Raw genomic sequence first — 24,887 nt, forward strand, 5'->3', positions numbered from 1 at the left:
CTCGCACGATGAATCAATCCACACAATCGGCTCAACCCGCGATCGAACTGCGCAACGTGTCGTGCCGCTTCATCTCGCCGGATGGCCGCGCGACCGTCGCGTTGCGCGATTTCAGCATGTCGGTGGCGAAGGGCGAATTCGTCGCGATCGTCGGTCCGACGGGCTGCGGCAAATCCACGACTCTCAGCATGATCACCGGCCTGCTCAAGCCGACGACGGGCACCGTGCGCGTGATGGGCCAGCCGGTCGATGGCATCGATCCGCGCATCGGCTTCGTGTTTCAGGCGGATGCGGTGTTCCCGTGGCGTTCGGTGCTCGACAACGTCGCGGCCGGTCCCTTGTATCGCGGCCGCTCCAGATCCGCGGCCTACGACGAAGCCAACGAATGGCTGCGCCGCGTCGGGCTGGAGAAGTTCGGCAAGCACTATCCGCATCAGTTGTCGGGCGGCATGCGAAAGCGCGTCGCGCTGGCGCAGACGTTCATCAACAAGCCCGAAATCCTGCTGATGGACGAGCCCTTCTCCGCGCTCGACATGCAGACGCGCACGCTGATGCAGGACGAGCTGCTGCAATTGTGGTCGGGCAATGCGGGCTCGGTGGTGTTCGTCACGCACGATCTGGAGGAAGCGATCGCGCTGGCCGACCGCGTGTTCGTGCTGACCGCGCGGCCCGCCACGCTCAAGAAGGTCTACGAGATCGACCTGCCGCGTCCGCGCGTCACGTCGGAAATCCGCTATCACCCGCATTTCATCGAAATTTCGCGCGACATCTGGCACGACCTGCGCGAAGAAGTGCAGATCGGTTGAACTTGCCCACGAGGAACATCGAATATGTCCACGCCTCAACAAGCGATGCCCGCGGGCATCGATCCGGCCGCGCTCGCGCAGGTCGAACGTGAAGCGCAGAAGCGCATCAAGCAGCGCCACGCGCTCGTGATCGGGCTGCGCATCGCCGTGCTCGTCTTCGTGCTCGGCGGCTGGGAACTCTCCGCGCGCCTGCACTGGATCGACCCGTTCTTCTTCTCGATGCCGTCCGCGATCTTCGAGCAAATCATCGAATGGTTCGTCGAGGGCACCTCGCAAGGGCCGTTGCTCACGCAAGTCTGGGTGACGCTGGAGGAGACGATTCTCGGCTTTCTCATCGGCTCCGTGGGCGGCATCGTCTGCGGCATCGTGCTCGGCCGCAACAAGCTGCTCTCGGATGTGTTCAGCCTCTACATCAAGATCGCCAATTCGATTCCGCGCGTCGTGCTCGGCTCGGTGTTCGTGATCGCGCTGGGCCTCGGCATGGCGTCGAAAGTGGCGCTCGCCGTCGTGATGGTGTTCTTCGTCGTCTTCGCGAATGCGTTCCAGGGCGTGCGCGAGGCGGATCGCTACATGATCGCGAATGCGCAGATTCTCGGCGCGTCGCGGCGGCAAGTGACGACGTCGGTGGTGATTCCGTCCGCGCTGTCGTGGATTCTCGCGAGCCTGCACGTGAGCTTCGGCTTCGCGCTGGTCGGCGCGGTGGTCGGCGAGTTTCTAGGCTCGAAGCAGGGCATCGGCCTTTTGATCTCGACGGCGCAAGGCGCGTTCAATGCGAGCGGCGTGTTCGCGGCGATGATCGTGCTGGCCGTGGTCGCGCTGGCGGCGGATTACCTGCTCACGGCGGTCGAGCAGCGTTTGCTGAAGTGGCGGCCCGCGGCGCATTGACGCGCCGAAGCGTTCGCCCAAACGAAAACCCCACGCGTTTGCGTGGGGTTTTGCGTTTTACGGCGCTCAGCGAAGACCGACTTGCTTCGCGCGCGTTACGTTGCAGCCCGCGTGTTCGGTGAATACCACGCGATTCTGATTGTTGTAGTAGACAGCGTAACGATCGACGCCGTTCTTGCCGAAAGCGTATTCCGTGCACAGCGAATGCCACGGACCCCAGTTGCCATCGGGCGGGCCGAGATTGTCTTCGACGTCCGCGCGCGTCATGCCGATCTTCACGCGGCTCATGTATTCCTGCGGGTTTGGGTCGGGGATGAAGGCCGCGCAGCCGTTCAGACCGAGCAGGACAGCGAGCAGTGCCAATGCCAGAAACAGTTTCGATTTGATCATCGCCTCAGCCTTTCGCAAAAGGCTAGAAGCTACGGGCATCGAACGTAAGGTTCAATCGAACTAGTCTGAAAGTGCGCCCGTGCGTCGCTGGCGCACCCATTCCGCCGCGCCGATGCACGCCGCGAGCCACGCGCCGCCCGACGCGAAGCCGCCGATCACATCGCCTGGAAAATGCACGCCGAGCACGATACGGCTCGTCCCGATCGCGAGCACGATGAAACACACCATTGCAACGATGAGCGGATCGCGGCGCGTCGGCGCGAGACGCAGCAGCACGTACGCACACATGCCGTAGCAGACGATCGATCCGAACGTGTGCCCGCTCGGAAACGCGAAACTTTCGGGCAGTGGCACGGAGGAGCCGGTGGGGCGGTCGCGGCGCATCATCGCTTTGAGCGCCTGATTGAGCAGGCCGCCCGCGCTCGTCGCCGCGGCGAGGTACACGGCGAGACCGAAGCGGCGCGCGATGACGAGCGCGGCGCACGTGAGCGCGCACAGCAGCGTGAGGAACCACGGATCGCCGAGATGCGTGAGAATGGCGAACCCTCGCGCGACAGGAGCGGGCATGCCGTCGCGCACGGCGTCGACCAGCCGCTGATCCGCCGCTGAAAACGCCGTGCCCTGTGCGATGCGCGTCGCGATCGCGATGAACCCGGCCGCGCCGAGCACGACGGTCGCCAGCGCCGCGACGATGATCGTCGAGCCCGATACGCGGCGTTCACGCGCCGCCAGCGTCCACGCGCAAGCCGCGCCCAAAGGAACGATGAAGAGCACGATCGCGATGATCGCGACCGCATGGCGTTGCGCGAGCGCCGTGTAATCCATGATGTCCCGGTTCTCCCATGTCGCCCGCCGCTCGCGGGCTCAGGACGCTTGCGCGCTGCTCTCCGCTTCGAGCGGCCGATCCCAGCCGAACGCCTGCACCCGCGCGACGGGCGCGTCCATGACGAGCACGCCGCAAAAACCGCCGGGCATCGGCAGCGTAAGGCCGTGCCAGTCCGGCTCTGGCGCATCGTCGCGCGCGTCGGCGCGTTCGCCGCGTGTCCTGCCGATGTGCGCCGCCTCGTCCCACATGGCTTTTCTGGCGGCGGCATCGGACGCGCCGGTCGTCTCGACCGTCAATCCGAGCCCTATTCTCGCCGATGCGACCGCAATCACGATCCAGACGCCCGAATACGCGACATCGACATGAACCGTGCGTTCGCCGGACGAATGCGTGACGACGATGCGCTCATCGGGCTCATCGTTCATATTCACGTCTTGCGGTGCGCAGCCGAGCATGTGCGACAGCACGAGACGCAGCGTCGCGCGCGCGACGCTGAAGCGCCGGCCGAGTGCGGAATTCGGATGCAGCTTCGCGCGCCGCCGTTCGGCGGGACTGAGCCAGTTACCGATATTCGAGGCCGACGCGAAGCGGAATTCCGTCGGCACGAGCCAAAGACAGACTTCGCCCGGCGCGGGCGGTGCGTGAATCTGCACACGCGCCTTGGCGAGATCGAAATAGCGCCAGGCGACGTCGGTGGCCTGCGGCAGGGAAATGGGCTCTGTGGCGGGCATGCGCGTCTGCGGAGACGGCGGAGGCGGCTGGACTCGCCGGAATGCTCCGCATTCAGGGACAAAACACCATTCTCGGCATTCGAACCTTATGGGTCGCTTAAGAGATTGAAAGCTGCAAGCAAACCGCAACGATCCGGCCTACGGGTGATTCCCGAGTTGAGCTTTCATCAACGCCATCCTCAGAAATCCTCGATTCCCCCTCGCGCGAAGCCCGCCGCAGAATGCCCGACATCCACCGCATCGGTGGCGCCATCGGACACAAGGAACGAGACAAATGGAAAAAACGCTTTTCATCGGCGAAGGCTTCGAAGGGCCGGGCGTGAACCTCGCCCACATCAACGTGCTGGTCGGGCCGCGCAACGGCCCCGCGGGCCAGGCGTTCGCGACCGCGCTCGCGACGCCGTCCGCCGGCCACGCGCCGTTCGTGGTGATCGCGCAGCCCGGCGTGCCTACCAAGCCGCTCACGCTCTACGTCAACAAGGCGCAGATCGGCGGCGATTTCCACGGCAACGCGACCTGGGGCGCATCGCAGGCGGGCATCGCGAAGGCGGTGGCGGAATCGCTCGAAAACGGCACGCTGCCGCCCGAAGCGGAAAACGACTGGGTCGTCGTGTCGGCGAACTGGGTCAATCCGAAGACCGACGATCTCGACGCCGTCTTCGAGAACAACTATCGCGCGTGCAAGAACGCGATCATCGCCGCGATGGAAGGCCTGCCGCGCAAGGAAACCGTGTTCAGGGCGGCGCGCGACGTGTCGAACCCGTTCTATACGCCGAAAAAGTAAGGAGACTGGCAAATGGAATACGTGCGTCTCGGCCAGTCCGGTCTGAAGGTTTCGCGCCTGTGCCTCGGCACGATGAACATGGGCACGCCGCAATGGAAGCCGTGGATTTTCGATGAGGCGCAAAGCGAGCCGATCGTGAAGCACGCCATCGAGCGCGGCGTGAACTTCATCGATCTGGCGGACTTCTATTCGACGGGCGTCGGCGAGGAAGTCGTCGGCCGCATTCTGAAGCGCGTCGCGCGCCGCGAGGAAGTCGTCGTCACGACGAAGGTTGGCTACGACATGGCGAGCCATCCGAACGCGGGCGGCCATTCACGCAAGCACATCATGGATGGCATCGACGGGTCGCTTTCGCGTCTCGGCATGGATTACGTCGATATCTACATGCTGCATTACTTCGACGTGAACACGCCCGTCGAGGAAACGATGAGCGCGCTCGACGATATCGTGCGCGCGGGCAAGGCGCGCTATATCGGCGTTTCGACGATGTACACGTGGCAATTCGCGAAGATCATGCAGGCGTGCGAGAGAAACGGCTGGCACAAGCCGATCAACATGCAGTTGCAGTTGAACGTCGCGTATCGCGAGGAAGAGCGCGAGATGGTGCCGTACTGCATCGATCAGGGCGTCGGCGTGTCGGTGTTCAGCCCGCTCGCGCGCGGCCTTCTGACATCGGACGCCAAGTCCACGCGCAATCAGACCGACTTCTTCACCGCGCAAATGTATGGCGATCGCGCGTCGCTGGAGATCGCGGCGTCGGTGGCGCACGTGGCGGCGCGGCGTGGTCTGCCGGCGGCGCAGATCGCGCAGGCGTGGGTGCTGAGCCGGCCCGGCATTTCGAGCATGCTGGTCGGCGCGGATTCGGTGGCGCAATTCGACAGCGCGCTCGCCGCGCTCGACACGAAGCTCGACGACGACGAACTGCACGAACTCGAGCGCAACTACACGCCGTGCGATCTCATCAACGATTACACGGCGGGACGGCGCATCGCGCGCGAGGCGCGTGCTGCACAAGGCGTCTTCGACAACGCACTGGAGCGCGCGGCATGACCAATCTGCTCCAATCGGATCATTACATCGGCGGCACATGGCGCGAGAGCGCCAGCACGTATGCCGTGCGCAATCCCGCGACAGGCGATGTGATCGCGAACGTCGCGCGCGGCGGCGGCGAAGAGACGCGGCAGGCGATCGACGCGGCGAAGCACGCATTCCCCGCATGGCGCGCGCTGACCGCGAAGGAACGCGGCGCACGCGTGAAACGCTGGGGTGAGCTGATGCTCTCGAATCGCAACACGCTTGCGGAATTGCTCACGCGTGAGCAAGGCAAGCCTTTGGCTGAAGCGCTCGGCGAAGTCGCGTATGCGGCGAGCTTTTTCGAATGGTTCGCGGAAGAAGCGAAGCGCAGTTATGGCGACGTGATTCCGAGTCCGAAGCCGAACTCGAAAATCATCGTGACGCGCGAGCCGGTGGGCGTCGTCGCGGCCATCACGCCGTGGAACTTCCCGCTCGCGATGATCACGCGCAAAGCCGGTCCCGCGCTCGCGGCGGGCTGCACGATGGTGCTGAAGCCATCGGAAGAAACGCCTCTTTCCGCGCTCGCGCTCGCGGTGCTGGCAGAAGAAGCGGGCATTCCGGCGGGCGTGTTCAACGTCGTGTCCGGCGATGCTGCCGCCATCGGCGCGGTGCTGACCGAATCGCCCGATGTGCGCAAGCTGTCGTTCACGGGCTCGACGCGCGTCGGCAAGCTGCTTGCGAAGCAATCCGCCGATACGCTCAAGAAGCTATCGCTTGAGCTTGGCGGCAACGCGCCGTTCATCGTCTTCGACGACGCCGATATCGACGCCGCCGTGCAGGGCGCGATGGCGTCGAAGTTCCGCAATACCGGGCAGACGTGTGTCTGCGTGAATCGCTTCTACGTGCAGGACGGCGTCTACGATGCGTTCACGCAGGCGTTGACGCGCGCGGTGCACAAGCTGCGCGTCGGAAACGGTCTCGAAGGCGAGTTCGATCAGGGACCGCTCATCAACGAGGCCGCGCTGAAGAAAGTGCGGACCCATGTCGCCGATGCCGTGAGCAAGGGCGCGAAGGTGCTGACGGGCGGCAAGCCGCATGCCCTCGGCGGCACGTTCTACGAGCCGACCGTGCTCGCGGATGCGGCGCCGTCCATGTTGATCGCCGATGAAGAAACCTTCGGTCCGGTGGCCGCATGCTTGCGCTTCGCAACGGAAGACGACGTCATCGCCGCCGCGAACGACACGCCTTTCGGCCTTTCCGCGTACTTCTACACGCGCGATCTGGGCCGCGCGTGGCGCGTGGCGGAAGCGCTGGAGAGCGGCATGGTCGGCATCAACGAAGGCATCATCTCGACGGAAGTCGCGCCCTTCGGCGGCGTGAAGCAATCGGGACTGGGCCGTGAAGGATCGAAGTACGGGCTCGATGAATACATGGAGCTCAAGTACCTGATGATGGCGGGACTCGGTCGCTGATTCATCGATTCACCGCGCACGCACGAACGATAAAGCTACTCGCGTGCGCGGTTTTCAAGCGGCGTACGATGCGCCGCTCCACTCGGAAGTGGAGGAGAAACTCTTGGATACGCAAAGCCTGGGCGCGCAAACGCTCGCTCCGCGCACCGTCGCGCTTGTCAATGCCGCGCATGAGCGCATCGCGCTCGACGACGTGCCGCTGAACCGCTTTCACGTGAAGATCGCGGGCCTGACGTTCGGCGCGCATTTCACCGAAGGTTATGCGCTCGGCACGATCGGATACGCGTTGTCGTCGCTGAATAAGCAGATTCCGCTCGATGCATTCTGGATGGGCCTGCTCGGTTCATCGGCGCTGATCGGCATTTTTCTCGGCAGTCTCGTGTTTGGCTGGCTGTCCGACAAAGTCGGCCGGCAGAAGATTTTCCTGTTGAGCTTCATCATCATCACCGCGGCCGCGTTCGCGCAGTTCTATGCGACGACACCCGCGATGCTGGTCGCGTTGCGCGTGCTGATCGGCTTCGGCATGGGCGGCGATTTCGCGGTCGGTCATGCGATCCTCGCGGAGTTCTCGCCGCGCAAGCATCGCGGCACGCTGCTCGGCTCGTTCAGCGTGATCTGGACGATCGGCTATGTGATCGCGAACGTGCTCGGCATGCATTACGCGGACGCGTCGCCCGATGCGTGGCGCTGGCTGCTCGCCTCCGCTGGGGTGCCTGCGTTTCTCGTGCTGATTTTGCGGATGGGCACGCCGGAGTCGCCGCGCTGGCTACTGGGCAAAGGCCGCAAAGATGAAGCGATGCATATCGTGCGCAAGCACTTCGGCCCGAACGTCACGCTCGAAGCCGATACGGGCGAGCACTTCGCCGGGAAAGGCGGCTTCGCGCGGCTTTTCAAGCCCGATCTGATTCGCCGCACGGTCTTCAATTGCGCGTTCTTCGTGTGCCTCGTGATTCCCTACTTCGCGATCTATACGTTCCTGCCGAGCATTCTCACGGCGATTCGCTTGCCCGAAGGCTCGGGCGCGGATCTGCTGCTCAACGCCTTTCTCGTGCTGGGGGCGCTGCTCGGAATCTGGCTCACGATCAGGCTTTCGCGGCGCTCGTTTCTCATCGGGTCGTTTGCGGTGTGCTGTCTTTCGCTGTTTGCGTTGAGCGTGCTGCCGTCATCGGCGAATGTAGGGATGATCGTCGCGTTCGGCATCTTCACATTGACGATGTCGGCTTTCTCGAATCTCGTCGGCGTGTTTCCGCCGGAGTGCTTTCCGACCGAGGCGCGGGCGTGCGGCGTCGGGTTGTCGATCGCATGCAGCCGGTTGGGGTCGGCGGTGGGGACGTTCCTGCTGCCGATCGGTATCGCACAGGCCGGCATTCAGGTGACGATGATGGCGCTCGCGGCGGTGTTGCTCGTCGGGATGATCGTGTCGATCGCGTGGGCGCCGGAGACGAAGCATCTGACGTTGAGCCAGGCGAGTGGGGGGTGAGGTTTGGGGGACGATCCGGCTTTTGTTCTAGCCGCATCGTCCTACGAATGAACTCCGGAAAAGCGTACCGTCGAAGCTTGTCCGATCGGGAAGCGAAGTTCTGAGATTACTTTCGCGCGACCAATCGATTCAAGGTAAAAAACCCAAGAGCGATAGGAACCAAATTAGAGCGAAGATCGGCATCGGAATCATCAATGTTAGAAACAGCGTATCACGGCAATCGCTGGCGAATTCGCCCCACTCTCTGATGCAAACAACGATAGGAAGGAAAAAGTAATACATCGCAAGCGGAGGACTGAAGACCAGTGCAACAAAAACGAGCACACGAATCGCTCTCGATTTCGTCGGAGACATATGCGTTATGCGGAAGATTGTGTTCGATCAAGAGAGCAGATCAATGGACTTGGCACCTTGTTCGATCTTTCGAGCAGCGTCATCAAGGGCAGCAGAGAGATAAATGATGCATTTCTGCATATCGCGCTCTACATCGGGACGTGGACTGATTCGAACTATAAAACGCTTCTGATGGTCTGCGTCTTTATGTCGCTTTATGATAGAAGTCCATTTCTGTTCAATGCAGCTGCGGACGTTAAGTGAAGAAAGTGCGTTGACACTGCTCAACGGGCAGCGTCAACGCATCCCTGTGGCGATCACCACTTTGTCATTGCACAGGCCGGCGTATGACGGACGCGGCGATGTCCTTCGCAATCTTCTTAAGCTCATCTTTTGAAACCGGTGGGCTTCCTTTTGCGTACTTCGCTGTACGTTGAACCAGAAGCATCAGGTCGGGCGTATCGACCGCAGCATTCGGGTCGCCCTGTACCGTGGCAAGGTAGGCAAAATCAATCGTGCCGTCGTCTCGCGTGATAGTGCCGAAACTCGACACCCCTTTGCGACCGTCCAGTTCAACGTTCTGAAAAGGCAGCGGATCATGATCAAGCTTGACAGCCCTTCCCAAACCGGAGTACTTCCAGACGAATTCGTTTTGCTCGCGTGACGTGAGGTTCGTTCGTCGCCCGACTGGCATGTTATGGACGTCAACCATTTCGATCGGCTTGGCGCTGGTCTTGTCCTTGAATAGAATTGTAACATCAGGATGTTCTTTTAGCCGGTACGTGACACCAACATCCCGATGATCGTTCTCCTCTAATGCGACGAAAACCCCAGGTAGACAGACACCAGCGCCTCTTGGAACTTCGAAATCTTTTCTAAAGGCTAACCCGTTCAAAATTTTCTGGATCTTCGCTTTTCCTGCTTCTGCATTATCTCCATATCCAGCGGTGCGGAATGTGACCATTTGACCGTCTGCATAAATACTGAACCCGGATGAAGCAGAACCGAAGTAGGCGTAGGCATGAGGACGGTCTGTTGACATCTCAATCCTGAGCAGATCCTTATTGTCTCTGCCAGCTTCGTCAATCCGCCTTTTTAGAACGTCTTTGAAAGCTACATACTCAGCCAAAGTCAATTCTCTTGTAATCTCAAATCGACCATTTACACGAAATGTTGAAAGATTGGCAGGTTGACCGTCCGGAAACTGGATTGGCTCTTCTACATATTTTCTGTCAACCACCCGCGGCGTCACAGTAGCCGGTTGCGCGATTCCTGGTAACGCCAACTGGTAACGCCCGACACATTCTTCGAATTGATTGGCCAGAACAGGTGAAGCGAGAAATCCAAAAAGGAAAGTAGCACGCCACAATCGTCTTAAATTTGGCTGAATCGCACTTGCTGCTTTCATGCCGAATCCTCTTCACTTTTTTTATGCGACAGTGCCATTGAAACATCAGTCGGCATCCTTTCTGGCTCGCTCTCTGCGACCAAAGATGTTGCATATCGCATATTGTTATTTTCCCCCTTAGTCCAAAAAATCGGCAAAGACGTAACAAAGCCTCGAACACCTGCTAAAGACGAGGCTTTGGGCATATGTTGCGACTCATTCCAAAAATTGGAGTCGAACGGCATCGACCGTGATGCGCGCCTTGCCGCCTCTTCAGGATTAACATTTGAAGAATCAAACGATGGCCATATCGACGCATATTTGGGATCATCTTCGGCACCATAGGAATTGTTTCTCGGGATAAACGGAAACGCCGCCTCATACAGAGCCGTGTTCGCATCTGCTACCTGCTGAATAGCCTTCCAGCTTTTCGGATCTGCGGGTTGCTCGACCGCCTGCCTCAACGAATCCGCCGGCCTTACATTTCCAGTTACGCCGAAGATCTTGTTCCACAACGCCATGCGCAATGTGCGGGCAAATTTGCGCGTGATCTTCGTTTGTCCGCTGCCATCGATGTCGTACTGTTCAGCTTCTGTATCTGCAATCAACACAGCCAATTCGGAATCCCGCGAACCTAGCATACTCCGGTCGTTGATATTAGCGCTCCCCACGATTGCATACCGGTCATCGACGATCATCGTTTTGTTGTGCACGTAGATCTGCTCGGTGACGTATCGATCACCCAACTTCTCCCAGTTGCGCAGATTGAGTAACGTCACGTATTCTCGACAATCATCCATGTCGACATCCTGATAGCGCAGATCATTTACGTCACTTAAGACTTTCTTCCAATCTTCTACTTTGTTATCGAAGAGTTGTTTGGCCTTAATAAATCGGCGAACTCGGTTGAGCAAGCTAAAAGAACCAAACACAAGTGATTGCATGGTCCAATGAACTTGCGTCATGATCGTGCCATCATTGAGCATGCCTTCCGGGTGGACCGGCAAGGTAATGATGACGTGAAAATGCTCTTTCACGCCCGCCATGATGGTGCGTCCGATACGATTTCCTAATTCTTCGCATATGAAATTTTTCGGTGCCTCGAACGCATGACTCGCCAACTTTCTGGTCGCCCACTGCGCCATCCCTTTTCCCGCAATCAACGCCGCCGGCGCGGACAGAGGTTGCGATGTCACGATATCGCTAGCTTGTAGATTCGTATGCGCAAGCTCTGAGACGAACCCAGACACGAAGAACTGATTTTCAATGTAGATGAAAGACGTAGCCTGACGAATCAGGTTGCGCATCGCCAATGCAATTTCACACTGCTTGCCCGAAGGGGGTCGCAGGTTTGCTCGATCGGCAAAAGTTGAATAAGAATATTCAGTCTTCCTCATTCTTTCCGGCGCACTGCGCAGAACCTGAACACCGCAATGTCCCGTTTCCTGGTCGGGCTCCGGAGGAAAACTCAGCAGAATTTTGTTACCGCGTACACGCCTCGACGGCACTGTGCTGCCCGCGTTTCTGTGCACAGACTGACTCTCTACGTGATAACCCTCGCTGTTCCAGCGCATCACAAAATTGCGAGCAACGTCGTAAGCAGATGGTCCCTCAATTCGCACATTTACATCTTGCCAAGGCATACGCGGTTGGATCGTAGAATCCAATGTCATATAGCTTGGCCCGGGAGAGCTTATCGAAGACAAGCCCGGTAGTTCGCCCCGATACTCGACCTGCAAAGCGCCCGCTTCAACCCGCTTGAGCATGCACGCATCAAACTTGAAGGGATTGACTACCTGGTCCGGGCGCACGGCGCCAAGGTGCGGAGCGCAACCGTTGTAACGGTTCATCCCAGCTCGTCCCTTTGCGTCAGCTTTCAGATCGAAGGTCGCATCGTCAAAACGACCGTAGCACAAGTCCATTCCGCCCACGAATGCGATCTTTTCATCGATTACGACAAACTTCTGATGGTGGCTAAAGAAACCGGAATCATCATCAGCGAGCGCACCCGCTAGCGTCACCCACACGCATTCCCTACCAGCGAGTTTATTGATTGCTTCAAATACTGTTTTGGTCGACTTGTCGTATGTTTGCACGGGCACCGCATGTGCCCAAGGCATCACGTAGATCTTGAGTTCCGCATTGGACTTCACGGACGCCAGCAACACATCGAATAGCCGTACGTTTGCACCGTCGCCGCCGGGCTTCATTTGAGCGTCCCAGTTGATCATCCAATCGGCGATATAGATGGTGCTTTGCGCCGTGGCGATAGCGTCACATAGATCCGCAAAGTAGTCCTCTCCGGACGTGAAGGGGGTAACTTTGTTTCCATATCGAGGCAAGGCAAACTGCTGCGGTCCGTTCAACACCCAGACGTTCTCTGTCGCATACGCCTTATAGGCATTTGACGCGCTGTCCACAAGTTGGCGTATCGTCGGCACTTCATGATCGAAAAGATTGCCCGTCGGATTTTCTTTAGCGTTGACGATCATTTCTACGCCATTCCTTTAAGTTTTCTGAACAAGACCTGCACGTCATTTGTTTGGAGTTCCTCACACGCCACAAGGCGCGATGTCTCATCGATGTCGGTTTGCTGCGCTATGAACATTCGGTCGCTATAGCCCAACGCATCCATTGCGGCATAGAACTTCGAGCTATCAGGCAAAGCATCAACCCGAGTATTCAACACAAGGGCGCGCGCCTGACCGGCATAGGTAAGCCACACTTGGCCGGGACCGCTGTTATAAGCCTCATGCAATTTTGTCTGATCCGCATCGGAAAGGAGAAGTTGCCCGGTCTCACTGCTCATGCCGCTTAGAATTGACTCTGGCGACATCAACGCGCTTTCAGCACTCGTTGCTTGCACTATGCGCCACGATGTGTTGGTATGTGGATGACCATTTGGCCCCGGCATGTCACTCAGCAGCATGTTGAACTTCACCGGTCCTTGTTGAGGTTGGGCCGGCAAAGGCCCTAGCTTCGAATAGACCGAAGCCGCCCCCTGCTTTTGAATCGTGATGGTCTTAAAGAAAAGATCTCCCGGTCCACCTAGCGTGATGTTGCCGTCCTTCAACTGGACGAACGCACCACCGCACTCGAGAATGAGTTCCCTCGCAGCGGCGACAGTTACCTTGCCATTGACGCTTGAAATTGTGAGGTCCTTGTCCGCCACAAGCGACATCGCATCGCTCTGCGCCTGAATCTCCACAGGGCCTTTAGCCGCAAACAATTTCACGCCGAGCTTCTGCGCGAAGATTGATACGAGGTCGCCTGCCGCAACGGCAAAACGCTTCATCACGCTGATATCGACGTTCTTCCCCGCCACCGCGGCGATGCTCTCTTTAGCGGCCACCTGAACGCCCCGTCCCGCGATCAGTCCGATGGATGCCGGAGCGCTCGCGAGCAATCCGGCGTCTTTCAGGCCATCGAGTTGCTGATTTACCGATTGCTGCGCGTCGGTATCAGCAGGCTCTGCCTTGGCCGCGCGGGCCGAGTCGGCCAGCGCTCTCGCAAGCTCGAGCGCCTGCTCAAGTTGCGCCACGGTCTGCTGCATGTCGAGTTGCTTGCCCGATGCCGCCGGCTGATCGTACGCCGTAACGTGGACGCCCTTACCGCCGCGAACGGCGCCGTAACCCGAAGTTCGAAGCTCATAGCCTTCGCCACGCTGTTCAAGTGTGTTGTCAACCAGATAACCAAGATTCAGCTGCGACTTACCTGAGTGCTCCGTGCTGAGCTTGATGCCCTCCTGTCCCTGCCAATCTTCAAAGCGCAGCTTGTTATTGCTTTGCGTGCGGATCATCCCGCGCGAGATCCACCGCCGGTCGCTCGTGACGAGGTCCACCGCCTGGCTATGGTGATGAAAGCCCATGATCTCGGGTTTATCCGGATCGGAATCACGGAAGGTGATGACGGCTTCGGTGTTGTCCAGCGCCGGGAAATGGAAACCCGTCTGCAAGGCGCCTGCAAAGGGCTTGATCAAACGCAGCGGCACACTTTCGCCACCTTTGGGCCAACCATCGAAGTCGAAGTCGAAGCGGACGGTGTAGTAGCCTGCCGCGTTCAGGAAGGCATATTTGTACCGGTCCGGTGAAGTCACACGGGCGCTGAGGGTACCCGCCACGCGCGGCCACGACGTCGCGTCGAGTCGAAGCCGGAAACGCCGATCCGCAGGAATGGCCTTGAATGCGTTCGTATAGGCCTGGTCCCGTGCGCCGGTGTGCGTCACTTCGATGACCATCAGCCCGTCGGGCGCATCATCGAGTGTCTCGTCGGTATGGAAAACGCGGCCGGTCTGCAGCGCCGGTTCGGTACTCTTACCCTCGATCACAACCTGCCAGGCGATCGCTTCTTCATGGCGCAGTTGCGCTTCGAACTTCGCTCCGGCAAAATCCCGATGCCCCGTGCCGAACACATAGGGCGTGCCGTACGTGGTGGGATCCTCGGGCGCGACGTTCGCTTCATCAAAAAAGCGTTCGTAGGCCTGCTCGGGGTTATATTCCGCGACCGCGAAGGATTTGGCTACGGTCGTCGCTTGAACCGACAATTCGTACACCGATGCGCGCGCGGCATTTTGCCCGGACGCTTCGCGGTAGGACAGGTTGAGCTCAGGATCGTAGATGTAGTGATCGATGTCGTCGCCGAGCACGATCTGGTCGCCATATTCCGTCTCTTGAATGTAGAGATAGATGCCCGCCTTCTGACACAGCATCTGAATATAGGCAAGGTCGCTCTGCCCATACTGGAACCGGAATGCGTGTTGGGGGTGAGCACCACGCAAACGGACACTGATCAGGTGATCCGGAATGCCGTGCTCGCGCAGCTTGGACACCACGATTTCCGGCGCGGTCTGATGCTGATAAATCCGAAAGCGACTGACACCCTCAAGCCGACCCAAATGAGATTTCAACTCAATTTCATACTTGGTGAATTCGGCCGTGGTCTTGAGGGTTTTGTACGACGCGACGAACCCCGAAAAGCAGTGAGGCATACCGCCCAGCGGACTCATCGAGAACTTTGCATCCTTGCCTAGAAAATGCTTGCGCGAGAGTCGGTTCGGGTGCGTCAGTACGATGGTGGCCACCACGGGCTCGCCCATGCGTTCACGCACGTTACACGACAAGACCGAAAAGCCCTGCGCCTTCTCTTCTGCGCCAAAGACTTCCAGGTGGTATTCCTGCCGCCCGGTCACTACTTGCCCTGCAACCCGCTGCAGGGCTTTATCCAGCACGTCGGCCATTGATAACCTCGCTTTCCTAAGCAGTGCCATCGAAGCTTGCTAAAGAGCAAGCGTTGGCGGCATCCGCGATTCGATCCATCTATTCGGGAAACGAAGATAGCGAATCGCATCCGACCTGACAAGACCATTGCGCCCCAACTCGGACAAAATCACACCCGCTCTTGTGCTTTTTCAATGATCAGGCATGCTATGCGTATGGATGAGCTATGGCGACGCTCTCAGTTAGTTCCCGACAGGACGACGCGTGACTTCGAACTTTCTCAAAGGGCCGATGAATATCTCTATCGCGTCGACGCATCCGGCACAACGAAGATCAATTGCAGATAAGCGGCGCACGGCGAAGGCCTTCACTCCGCCCCTTCGCTGCGCAACCACTCCCCAAACGCCTGCACACAATCCGAACCCGCATACTCAGCCGCGATATCCAGCCAGTACCCATAAGGCCCCGCCGATTCCACCGCCGACAGCAGCATGAGAGACCCATCGTGCAACTCATCGGCGATCATGTTCCGGTCCACCACCGCCAGCCCCGATCCCGCGCGCGCCGCGTGAATCGCCTGATCGAGCGTCGAGAATTCGATGCCATCCTCGCCGAACGCGCGCGGCAAGCCGGCCGCATCGAGCCAGTTGGGCCACAGCGTAAGCCGCGCATCGTTATGCAGCACATGCAGCGCCGGCAACCGCTCCAGCAGCGCTTCGACCGATTGCCCCGCGAACTTCATCGCGCCCACGAGCACATGCCGCTCGATGAACAGCAACTCCGACCGATGATCCGCCCGCGCCTCGTAACCGAAGCGAATGCTGCACTGACGATCATCGGTGGCATCGGTGCGAACGGAAAGATCGATGTCGGGGACCGCGTCCATCAGCGAGCCGAGCCGTGGCGAAAGCCAGCGCGTCGCGAACGTCGGCGGCGCGCTCACGGTCAGACGCCTGCGCGCGCCGCGTTGCGCGGTCGAGAGCGAACGCGTCACGCGCTCGATCGAATCGAACGCCTGCGACAAGCACGCGAGCAGTTCCGCGCCCTGCTTCGTGAGACGTATGCCCTTGTGATCGCGATCGAAAAGCTTCGCGCCGAGCGCATCTTCCAGCAGCCGAATCTGGCGGCTCACCGCGCCCGGCGTCACGCACAACGCGGCGGCGGACTTATTGAAGCTCATATGGCGCGCGCTCTCTTCGAAGAAGCGCAGCGCGGTCAGAGATGGCAGTCGCCGCATGATCTTTTCCTTCTAGACGCGTGCTCGCTTCCCGCCACGACCGCGCGTCTGCTTCTCGATCTCCTCGCGCAGCCAATCGCGAAAGAGCGCGACTTGCGGCGAATCGTCCTGACCGGTCCGCGTGACGAGCCAGTACGACTGATGCCCGTCCACTTCGACATCAACGATCGGCACGAGCGTGCCCTGCCGCAACTCGTGCGAGATCATGTGACGATCCGCGATGGTGACGCCCAATCCGTCGACGGCCGCGCGGATCGCATGATCGAGCAGATCGAACTCGTAGCCGCCGCGCGTATCGACATTGTCGAGATTCGCGGCCTTGAGCCAGTGCTGCCACGTGAGATAACGCTGGTCGCTGGCCGCGAGCACGTGCAGCAGCGTGAATGCGTTCAGGTCGATATCGGATGTATCACGCTCGCCGATGAGCGAAGGCGCGCACACGGCGATGTGCCGCTCGTTCATCAGCAATTGATTGTCGAGACTGTCCCACTCGCCGTTGCCGAAGCGGATCGCGCAATCGAGCGCGCCCGATTCGACGAGATCGTCCCTCAGGCGCGTGGTCAGCGTGATTTCGAGTTCGGGCGCGGCGGCGCGCAGGGATTGGAGCCGCGGCATCAGCCAGCGGCTGGAAAAGGTAGGCGGCGCGTTGATGCGCAAGCGCTTCAGATGCGTCTTTTCCTGAATGCTGCGCACCGTGAGTTCGATGCGGTCGAACGACATCTTGAGCGCCTGGAGCAGCAGTCGTCCCGTCGCCGACAGTTCGAGGTGATGATGCCGCCGCAAAAGAAGCGGCTCGCCGAGCTGCGTTTCGAGCTGGCGCACCTGCCGGCTCACCGCGCTTTGCGTCACATGCAGCATCTCGGCCGCGCGCGTGAAGCTGCCGGTGTGTCCGGCCACCTCGAAGGCCCTCAGCGCATTCAGGGCGGGCATCTTTCGCTTCAAGTCGATCTCCTTTCCTCGCGTTCGACGCGCGCTTTTAGCACGCATCGACGCCGGAACATGCCGCTCTCGGGCAGCATTTTACGAATCGAGCCAAATTATGCCGCTTTGGGGCGCGAAAGCGGCGCGATGCCCTCACGCCCCGCGCGGATCAGGCGATCGCTTCGGACTCGGCCGGCGCGGAAACCTGGGAGACGATCGCGCGCGCTTCGTCGAGGATCATGTCGGACGCTTTCTCGGCGACCATCATCACCGGCGCATTCAGATTGCCCGACGTGATGTTCGGAAACACCGATGCGTCCACGATCCGCAAGCCCTGCATGCCGTGCACGCGCAGACGCTCGTCGACGACCGCCGTGCCCGCGTCCGGCCCCATCGCGCAGGAGCCGCACAGGTGGTAGATCGAGCCGGATTGCTCGCGGAAGTAATCGAGCATGGCTTCGTCGCTCTTCACGTCCGGCCCCGGCGAAATTTCCTCCGCCGTGATCGCGCGCAACGCCTTCGAATTCATGATCTTGCGCACGAGCTTGCTGCCCTGCACGGCTTCGCGGATGTCCTTCGGCGTCGTCAGCGCGTTGATGCGGATTTTCGCGGCATCTTCCACGCGGTCCGATGCGATCTCGACCGATCCACGGCTCGTCGGCCGGCACGGGTTGAAGCACAGCAAGAAGCCCGAATACGGCTCCGGCTCCAGTTGCGCCTTGCTGCTCTTCGGAATGCGATACGACAGCGGATTGAAATACAGTTGCAGGTTCGGCTCGGTCTCGTCGTCATCGCCCTTGAAGAAACCGCCCGACTGGTTGACGCTCATCGAGAGCGGCCCCTTGCGCGAGATGAGATAACGCATCGCGGCCTTGGCCTTGCCGAAGAGGGAACCGAGCTCGTCGTTCAGCGTCTTCACCGTCGCGCGATAGTAAAAGCTCACGCACAGGTGATCCTGCAGATTCTTGCCGACCGCCGGCAACTCATGCACGACAGGAATGCCGTGCTTGGCGAGCAGCGCGCTATCGCCCAGGCCGGAAAGCTGCATCAGCTTCGGTGTATCGACCGCGCCCGCCGACAAGATCACTTCACGCTTCGCGCGGAACTGCATCGACTCGCCGTTGCGCGTCGCCATCACGCCCATCGCGCGCTTGCCGTCGAACAGCACGCGGCTCACGCTGACCTTGCGCTCCACGCGCAGGTTCTTGCGCCCGAGCACCGGATGCAGATATTCGAAGCTGCTCGACGAACGTTCGCCCTTGCGTGCGTTGAGATCGTAGACGGTCGCGCCTTCGTAATCCGCGCCGTTGATGTCGCCGGTCACCGGATAGCCCGCCTGCCGCGCGCCTTCGAGGAAGGTTCCGCAAATCGGGTGCGCTTCTTCCTTCATCGACGATATGCCGATCTTGCCGTGCGCGCCGTGATACTCGGTGTCGCCGGCCCAGTGCGATTCGAGGCGGCGGAAATACGGCAGCACGTCGCGATAGCTCCAGCCCGCGTTGCCCGCGCGCGCCCAGTCATCGAAATCATGCGGCTGGCCGCGCACGTAGATCATCGCGTTGATCGAACCGGAACCGCCCTGCACCTTGCCGCGCGGACAATACAGCGAGCGGTCCTTCAATTGCGCTTCCGGCTCGCTGTAATACATCCAGTTGTATTCCGGGTTGTAGTAGGTCTTCGTGAAGCCGACCGGAATCTTGAACCAGAACGAATCGTCCGCGCCGCCCGCTTCGAGCAGCAGCACCGAATGCTCGCCCGACTCGGTCAGCCGGTTCGCGAGGATGCAGCCCGCCGATCCCGCGCCAACGATGATGTAATCGAATTCCATGATGTGTCTGTTCGCCTTTTGCGCTCAGCCCTTCGCGGGCGCGAGATCCTTCACGTCGGCGGGTTTCGCCGCCATCTGCAAGTGCAGCCGCTCGCCCGTGTACGGCGTATGCGCGCGCACGACGTCCATGTTCAGTTCGACGCCGAGACCCGGCTCCGTCGACGGAACGATGTAACCGTCTTCCCAGCGGATCGGCGTCTTGAGCACTTCGGCGTGGAAACCGCCCCACGTCTCGATGCTTTCCTGGATCAGGAAGTTCGGCGAGCACGCGGCGACCTGAATGCTCGCTGCCGCGCCGACGGGTCCGTTGTAGAGATGCGGCGCGATCTGCGCGTAATAGACCTCGGCGAGACTCGCGATTTTCTTCGCTTCGAGCAAGCCGCCCACGCGCCCGACGTTGAATTGCAGAATCGATGCGGCTTTCGCGTCGAGCAGCTTGAAGAACTCGTATTTTGTCGTGAGGCGCTCGCCCGCCGCGATCGGAATGCTGGTCTTCTCGGCGACTTGCGCCATCGCGCCTTCCTGTCCCGGCGGCACCGGCTCTTCGAACCACAGCGGATCGAACTTTGCGAGGCGCTGCGCGAGTCGAATGGCCGACGACGGCACCATCTGGCCGTGCGTGCCAAACAGGAGATCGGCCTTGCTGCCGACCGCTTCGCGCACCTTGCGGCAGAACGTTTCGCAACGGTCCATGACTTCGAGCGAAATCTGATGGCCCGAATACGCGGTGTACGGGCCGGCCGGATCGAACTTGACGGCCGTGAAACCCTTCGCGACGTTATGCGCGGCGCATTCGGCGGCGAGATCGGGATCGTCGTAGTCGTACTCGCCGCGGCTATTCTTCGGATACAGATACGTGTACGAACGCAGGCGCTCATGCACGCGGCCGCCGAGCAGTTCATGGACGGGCTTGCCCGCCGCCTTGCCGATGATGTCCCAGCACGCCATTTCGAGACCGCTGACGACGCCCATCATCGTGAGATCGGGGCGCTGCGTGAAGCCGCTCGAATACGCTTCGCGATAAAAGCGCTCGACATGATGCGGATCGTGGCCTTCCAGATAGCGCTGAAAGACATCTTCGATGATCGGCGTCATCGCTTTCGGATGGAACGTCGCGGAATAGATTTCGCCGACGCCTTCGATGCCGCACGCCGTGCGCAGCTTCACGAAGATCCAGTACATCCCGCCGATATGAGGCGGCGGCACAGCGACGATATGCGTTTCCAGCGCGGCGATCTTCATTGTTGTGCTCCCTGCTTCCCGAGTCGAAGTTTGAACATGATGGCCGCCACGCCGCCGAGCGCGGACATGAAGGCGATGTAGCCGAAGTAAAGCTGATAGCCGTACACGCCCGGATAGTTCTGCGTGAGATAACCGTTGATGAGCGGCAGCACCGCATCGGGCGAATAGCCGACGACGGATACGAGACCGATGGCGAGACCCATCGTTTCGGGCGGCACCTTGCATTGATCGAGCAACGACCAGTAGAGCCCGCGAATCGCATACGTCATCACGCCGATGAACAGCACGAGCACCGCAACGACCGCATGACTCGAAATGCCCGGCGCGGCCATCAGCACGAGCAGCGCGGCGGAAGCCGAGAACAGCGCGACGATCAGCACGGAAGTCTTCGAAAAGCGGTCGCCGAGAAAGCCGCCGCCGATGCCGCCGATCGGCCGCATCCACAGCTTGAGGGTCGTGATGAAACCTGCCGCGACCACCGTCAGGCCGATTTCCTTTTCGTGCAGATAAGCGGAGAAGCTGTACGTCGACCAGAACACTTGATAGCCGCAGAACACGATCGCCGAGAGCAGCGCGAGTTGCGGATTCTTCATCAGCGAAACGAGGTCGCGCAGCACGTTGCGCTTCTCGCGCTTCGCCGTCGCGGCGGCCTGGCCGGCTTGCGGATCACGCACGAGACCAAGCACCACGCCCAGCCCGATGCACAGGAACGCGTACATATAGACGACAAGCCGGAAGCCCGCTTCCGTCGATGCGCCGCGCGTCTGCGTCATCCACGCGAAGAGCGAAATCGCGATGGTCGCGAGCAGCGCTTCGATCAGGCCGCGCCCACCGTCGAGGAAGCCGAAAAAGCGGCCTTGCTCGTCGGCGGCGGCGATCATCTGCACGCGCTTGATGATCGCGGCCCAGAACGTGAGGCCCGTCGTCAGGCCCCAGCCGCCGAAGATCACGATCAGCGAACCGAACGACGGCGCCGTGGAGTACCACAGCCCGAGCGCGCCCGTCGCGATCAGCGAAAAGCTGATGAGCACGCGCGGCCTGACGCGGTCCGCGAGCCAGCCGCTCGGCAGATAGCACACCAGAAAGATCGTGCCGAGCGCGGAGTAGAGATAGCCGAGCTGCGCTTCGGAGATATGGAAGACTTCGAGCATCGTCGGCTGGTAGACCTGCCGCAGATACAGAATCGGATAGATGGCGCCAGCGGCGATCACGAGCAGCGCGAGCTGGATATAGCGGTCGGTGCGCGAGGCTTCGCGCGGCGCGGCGACGCTCTGAGCGGATTGAGCGGGATTCGATGACACGGACGTGCTCTCCTTAAAGGGCCGCGTCACGGCAAACGCATGCCGCGACGACGCGCCTTCACTGTGTTTTTTGTTAGATGATGGATCGAGTGCGGACCGGCGCGCGCCGGCCGCGAGAATCAGTACTTCATGACGACGAGACGCGTTTGCGTGAATTCGAGCATGCCGTGCTTGCCGTCGTCGCCGCCGATGCCGGAGCGCTTCCAGCCGGCATGGAAACCCTGATACGGATCCGCAGGCGTGCGGTTGATATAGAGCTCGCCTGCTTCGATGGCATTGGCGACCTTCATCGCCGTGCGATAGTTCTCGGTGTAGAGCACCGACGAAAGGCCGAACTGATGATCGTTGGCCATCGCGAGCGCTTCGTCGATCGTCGCGTACTTCAGCACCGCGAGCACGGGACCGAAGGTTTCTTCCTGCACGATCTCCATGTCCTGACGGCAGTTCGACAGCAGCGTCGGCGGATAGAAAAAGCCCTTGCGGTTCGGCACCTCGCCGCCCGTTTCGAGCGTGGCGCCCGCTTCGATCGCGCGCCGGACCATCGCGTGAACGCCGTCGCGCGACGCCTTGTTCACGAGCGGACCCATGTGGCTCGCGTCTTCATCGCGATTGCCGATTTGCTTCGCTTTCATCTGCTCGCGCAGCAAGCCGACGAATTCATCGTGGATGCTCTCGTGCACATACACGCGTTCGATGGCCGTGCAAAGCTGGCCGCTATGCGTGAGCTTCGACGCGACGAGCTCGCGCGCGGCCTTCTGCAAGTCGGCGTCCGGCTCGACGATCGCGGGCGTCTTGCCGCCAAGTTCCAGCGAAGGTTTCGCGATGTTCGCCTTGCAATATTCGAGCACCTTGCGGCCCGCGTTGACGCTGCCCGTCAGCGTGATCATGCCGATCTTCGGATGCGTGCAGACGGCTTCGGCCGTCGCGTGATCCATCGAAAGAATATTGACGACGCCCGCGGGCAGCGCCGCGCGTTCGACCGCCCGCGCCAGCTCGAACGCCGACGTCGGCGTGTTGTTGCTCGGGCGCACGACGACCGTGTTGCCCGCGATCAGCGCGGGCGCGATCTTGCGCATCAGCGTGTAGATCGGAAAGTTGAACGGGATCAGGCACGCAACGACGCCGATCGGCTCGCGATGCAGGACGAGGTTCTCGTCGGACGTATCGCTCGGAATGACTTCGCCTTCGATACGGCGCGCCCATTCCGCGTGATAGCGCGTGATCTGCGCGGCGTAGACGGCTTCGTTGGTCGCATCGAGCAGGCTTTTGCCGGATTCCATCGCGAGCGCGGCGCCGATTTCGGCGGACGCTTCGACGATGGCGTCCGCGAGACGCTGCATGTGCGCGCCACGCTCGGCGGCGGGCATCACGCGCCACAGGCGTTGCGCGGCGGCGGCCTGATCGACGGCGCGAAGCGCCTCTTCGCGCGAGGCGTTGTGAACATGGCCGAGCACCTCTTCGGTCGCGGGATTCAGGATGGCGGTGACCTGATCGTTCACGGGCTCGATGAAACGTCCGTTCACAAAATTCCGTTCTAGCTTCATGTCTGGCGGTTCCTTGATCGCAGTGCGGGTTTCCGTCGGGCTCCCGCATACCGGGCAGCGCCGCGACAATGCAACGCATTTGCGACGCATTCTTCCGCGCGTCGCGCTGCAACGACAAGCGAAGAATTCGCTGGATGAACATTCAAAAAACTCACGATTGCTGTTCGACTAAATCCTTTTGCAGTCCACCTTGCATCGCTCACAATCCGTCGCTCGCGGTCCCGCCTTATCGACGGTTTGGACTTCTTAATCAAAAAGTAAAAGATTCGAGACTTTCATGAGAATCAAAGCAATCTCGCTGGCTGCGCTCGCGTGCATCGCCACGTCCGTTCATGCCCAAAGCAGCGTCACGCTGTACGGCATCCTCGACGAAGGGTTCGATTACACGAGCAACGTCGGCGGCAATCACGTGTATGAACTGACGAGCGGTTATGCGGCAGGCAGCCGCTGGGGCCTGCGCGGCGTCGAAGATCTGGGCGGCGGAACGAAGGCCCTGTTTCAACTCGAAAGCGGCGTGAATCTGAGCAACGGCGCGGCCGGTCAGGGCGGGCGCATGTTCGGGCGGCAGGCTTATGTCGGCGTGAGCAACGAGCGCTTCGGATCGGTCAAGTTCGGACGCCAGTACGATTCCGTCGTCGACTATCTCGCGCCGACGACCGCCAACGGCAACTGGGCCGGTTATCTCTTCGCGCATCCGTTCGACAACGACAACACCGACAACTCGTTCCGCGTGAACAACACGGTGAAGTACACGAGCCCGTCCATCGGCGGGTTCCAGTTCGGCGGCACGTATAGTTTCAGCAACGACACGGGCTTCGCGAACAACCGGCAGTACAGCGTCGGCGCGTCGTATGCGAATGGCGGATTGCTGGCGGGCGCGGCTTATCTGCGCGCCGATGGCACGGGGCTGACCGCGAACGGCGCGATCGCGACGAACGACGCGAGCTTCATCGCGGCGCGCATGCAGATTTTCGGCGCGGGCGTGAACTACACGTTCGGCAACGCGACCGCGGGATTCGCGTACACGAATTCGAGTTATCGCGATCCGGTGACGAACGGGTATATCGGCGTGCCGCTCGCATCGCCGGGCAACACGCTCAAGAACCTCAAATATCAGAACTTCGAAGTGAACGGGAAATATCAGTTCACGCCGGCGTTCTTCGTCGGCGCGCAGTATGTCTATTCGATGGAAACCTACGACTCGACGGCCGGCACCGTGAAGCCGCACATCCACTCGGCGGGGCTGATGGCGGATTACTTCCTGTCGAAGCGCACCGACGTGTACGTGCAGGGCGCCTATCAGAAGATCGCGGGGAGCTCGACGGATTCCGTGATGGATCAGGCCTTCATTCCGGGCACGCAGGGTTTGTCGTCGAACTCGAAGCAGTTCGTCGCGCGCGTCGCGCTGCGGCACGCGTTCTGACGCTTTCCGCTGTCGAATCGGGCGGCTCGTCTTGAGCTGCCCGAGCGCGCATGGCGGCCGCGCCGCA

General features: G+C 60.6%; 19 protein-coding genes. 7 read left to right on the forward strand and 12 right to left on the reverse strand.

The features are described 5' to 3' along the window. The first annotated feature begins 8 nt into the window (after window positions 1–8). Window positions 9–806: an ABC transporter ATP-binding protein gene (locus tag AWB75_RS11425; protein WP_061124188.1), complete on the forward strand. Its 798-nt coding sequence runs from the start codon at window positions 9–11 to the stop codon at window positions 804–806. Between the two features lie 24 nt (window positions 807–830). Next, window positions 831–1,691, forward strand: coding sequence for an ABC transporter permease (locus tag AWB75_RS11430; RefSeq protein WP_061124189.1), 861 nt, complete (start codon window positions 831–833; stop codon window positions 1,689–1,691). A 66-nt stretch (window positions 1,692–1,757) separates the two neighbouring features. Here AWB75_RS11430 and AWB75_RS11435 read toward each other — a convergent pair whose 3' ends face one another. The 3 genes from AWB75_RS11435 to AWB75_RS11445 are packed head-to-tail and all read right to left on the reverse strand — an operon-like array spanning window position 1,758 to window position 3,638. Next, window positions 1,758–2,081, reverse strand: coding sequence for an outer membrane protein assembly factor BamE (locus AWB75_RS11435; protein WP_061124190.1), 324 nt, complete (start codon window positions 2,079–2,081; stop codon window positions 1,758–1,760). A gap of 60 nt (window positions 2,082–2,141) precedes the next feature. Then, complete coding sequence (locus AWB75_RS11440; RefSeq protein ID WP_061124191.1) at window positions 2,142–2,906, reverse strand: phosphatase PAP2 family protein; 765 nt, start codon at window positions 2,904–2,906, stop codon at window positions 2,142–2,144. A gap of 39 nt (window positions 2,907–2,945) precedes the next feature. Beyond that, window positions 2,946–3,638, reverse strand: a complete 693-nt coding sequence (locus tag AWB75_RS11445) for a 4'-phosphopantetheinyl transferase family protein (protein ID WP_061124192.1) — start codon at window positions 3,636–3,638, stop codon at window positions 2,946–2,948. 274 nt (window positions 3,639–3,912) lie between these two features. On the opposite strand from AWB75_RS11445, the gene fae reads away from it, so the two are divergent. From fae to AWB75_RS11465, 4 genes are all read left to right on the forward strand, one after another. Next, complete coding sequence (gene fae, locus AWB75_RS11450) at window positions 3,913–4,422, forward strand: formaldehyde-activating enzyme (RefSeq protein WP_061124193.1); 510 nt, start codon at window positions 3,913–3,915, stop codon at window positions 4,420–4,422. A 12-nt stretch (window positions 4,423–4,434) separates the two neighbouring features. After that, entirely contained in the window at window positions 4,435–5,472 is a 1,038-nt protein-coding gene (locus tag AWB75_RS11455; RefSeq protein WP_061124194.1) for an aldo/keto reductase, read from the forward strand. After that, the gene (locus AWB75_RS11460) at window positions 5,469–6,908 is read left to right on the forward strand and encodes an NAD-dependent succinate-semialdehyde dehydrogenase (RefSeq protein ID WP_061124195.1); all 1,440 of its coding nucleotides are present in this window, start codon (window positions 5,469–5,471) and stop codon (window positions 6,906–6,908) included. Before AWB75_RS11455 ends, AWB75_RS11460 begins: the two co-directional genes overlap by 4 nt. A 118-nt stretch (window positions 6,909–7,026) precedes the next feature. Then, on the forward strand, window positions 7,027–8,388 hold the full coding sequence (locus AWB75_RS11465; RefSeq protein ID WP_061124310.1) for an MFS transporter: 1,362 nt from the start codon (window positions 7,027–7,029) through the stop codon (window positions 8,386–8,388). Between the two features lie 661 nt (window positions 8,389–9,049). On the opposite strand, the gene AWB75_RS11480 is transcribed toward AWB75_RS11465, so the two are convergent. From AWB75_RS11480 to aldA, 9 genes are all read right to left on the reverse strand, one after another. Continuing rightward, entirely contained in the window at window positions 9,050–10,129 is a 1,080-nt protein-coding gene (locus AWB75_RS11480) for a T6SS immunity protein Tli4 family protein (RefSeq protein ID WP_143746424.1), read from the reverse strand. After that, a complete protein-coding gene (locus AWB75_RS11485) occupies window positions 10,126–12,600 on the reverse strand; it encodes a phospholipase D-like domain-containing protein (protein WP_061124199.1) in 2,475 nt (824 codons plus the stop codon). Before AWB75_RS11485 ends, AWB75_RS11480 begins: the two co-directional genes overlap by 4 nt. Window positions 12,601–12,602: 2 nt before the next feature. Further along, window positions 12,603–15,344, reverse strand: a complete 2,742-nt coding sequence (locus AWB75_RS11490) for a type VI secretion system Vgr family protein (RefSeq protein ID WP_061124200.1) — start codon at window positions 15,342–15,344, stop codon at window positions 12,603–12,605. 347 nt (window positions 15,345–15,691) lie between these two features. Further along, on the reverse strand, window positions 15,692–16,561 hold the full coding sequence (locus AWB75_RS11495) for a LysR substrate-binding domain-containing protein (protein ID WP_061124201.1): 870 nt from the start codon (window positions 16,559–16,561) through the stop codon (window positions 15,692–15,694). 12 nt (window positions 16,562–16,573) lie between these two features. Further along, the gene (locus AWB75_RS11500; RefSeq protein ID WP_061124202.1) at window positions 16,574–17,491 is read right to left on the reverse strand and encodes a LysR substrate-binding domain-containing protein; all 918 of its coding nucleotides are present in this window, start codon (window positions 17,489–17,491) and stop codon (window positions 16,574–16,576) included. A 160-nt stretch (window positions 17,492–17,651) separates the two neighbouring features. Next, the gene (locus AWB75_RS11505) at window positions 17,652–19,310 is read right to left on the reverse strand and encodes a GMC family oxidoreductase (protein ID WP_061124203.1); all 1,659 of its coding nucleotides are present in this window, start codon (window positions 19,308–19,310) and stop codon (window positions 17,652–17,654) included. Between the two features lie 24 nt (window positions 19,311–19,334). Then, window positions 19,335–20,552: a mandelate racemase/muconate lactonizing enzyme family protein gene (locus tag AWB75_RS11510; protein ID WP_061124204.1), complete on the reverse strand. Its 1,218-nt coding sequence runs from the start codon at window positions 20,550–20,552 to the stop codon at window positions 19,335–19,337. Further along, entirely contained in the window at window positions 20,549–21,853 is a 1,305-nt protein-coding gene (locus tag AWB75_RS11515) for an MFS transporter (protein ID WP_061124205.1), read from the reverse strand. The genes AWB75_RS11510 and AWB75_RS11515 overlap by 4 nt, the downstream gene beginning before the upstream one ends. 119 nt (window positions 21,854–21,972) lie before the next feature. Continuing rightward, window positions 21,973–23,397 carry an aldehyde dehydrogenase gene (gene aldA / locus AWB75_RS11520; protein WP_061124206.1) on the reverse strand — a complete coding sequence of 475 codons (1,425 nt, stop codon included), beginning with the start codon at window positions 23,395–23,397 and terminating at the stop codon, window positions 21,973–21,975. 277 nt (window positions 23,398–23,674) lie between these two features. Here aldA and AWB75_RS11525 point away from each other — a divergent pair, with 277 nt between their 5' ends. After that, window positions 23,675–24,820: a porin gene (locus AWB75_RS11525; protein WP_061124207.1), complete on the forward strand. Its 1,146-nt coding sequence runs from the start codon at window positions 23,675–23,677 to the stop codon at window positions 24,818–24,820. The last annotated feature ends 67 nt before the right edge of the window (window positions 24,821–24,887 follow it).

Source organism: Caballeronia catudaia (assembly GCF_001544755.2).
GTDB classification, from domain to species: Bacteria; Pseudomonadota; Gammaproteobacteria; order Burkholderiales; family Burkholderiaceae; genus Caballeronia; species Caballeronia catudaia.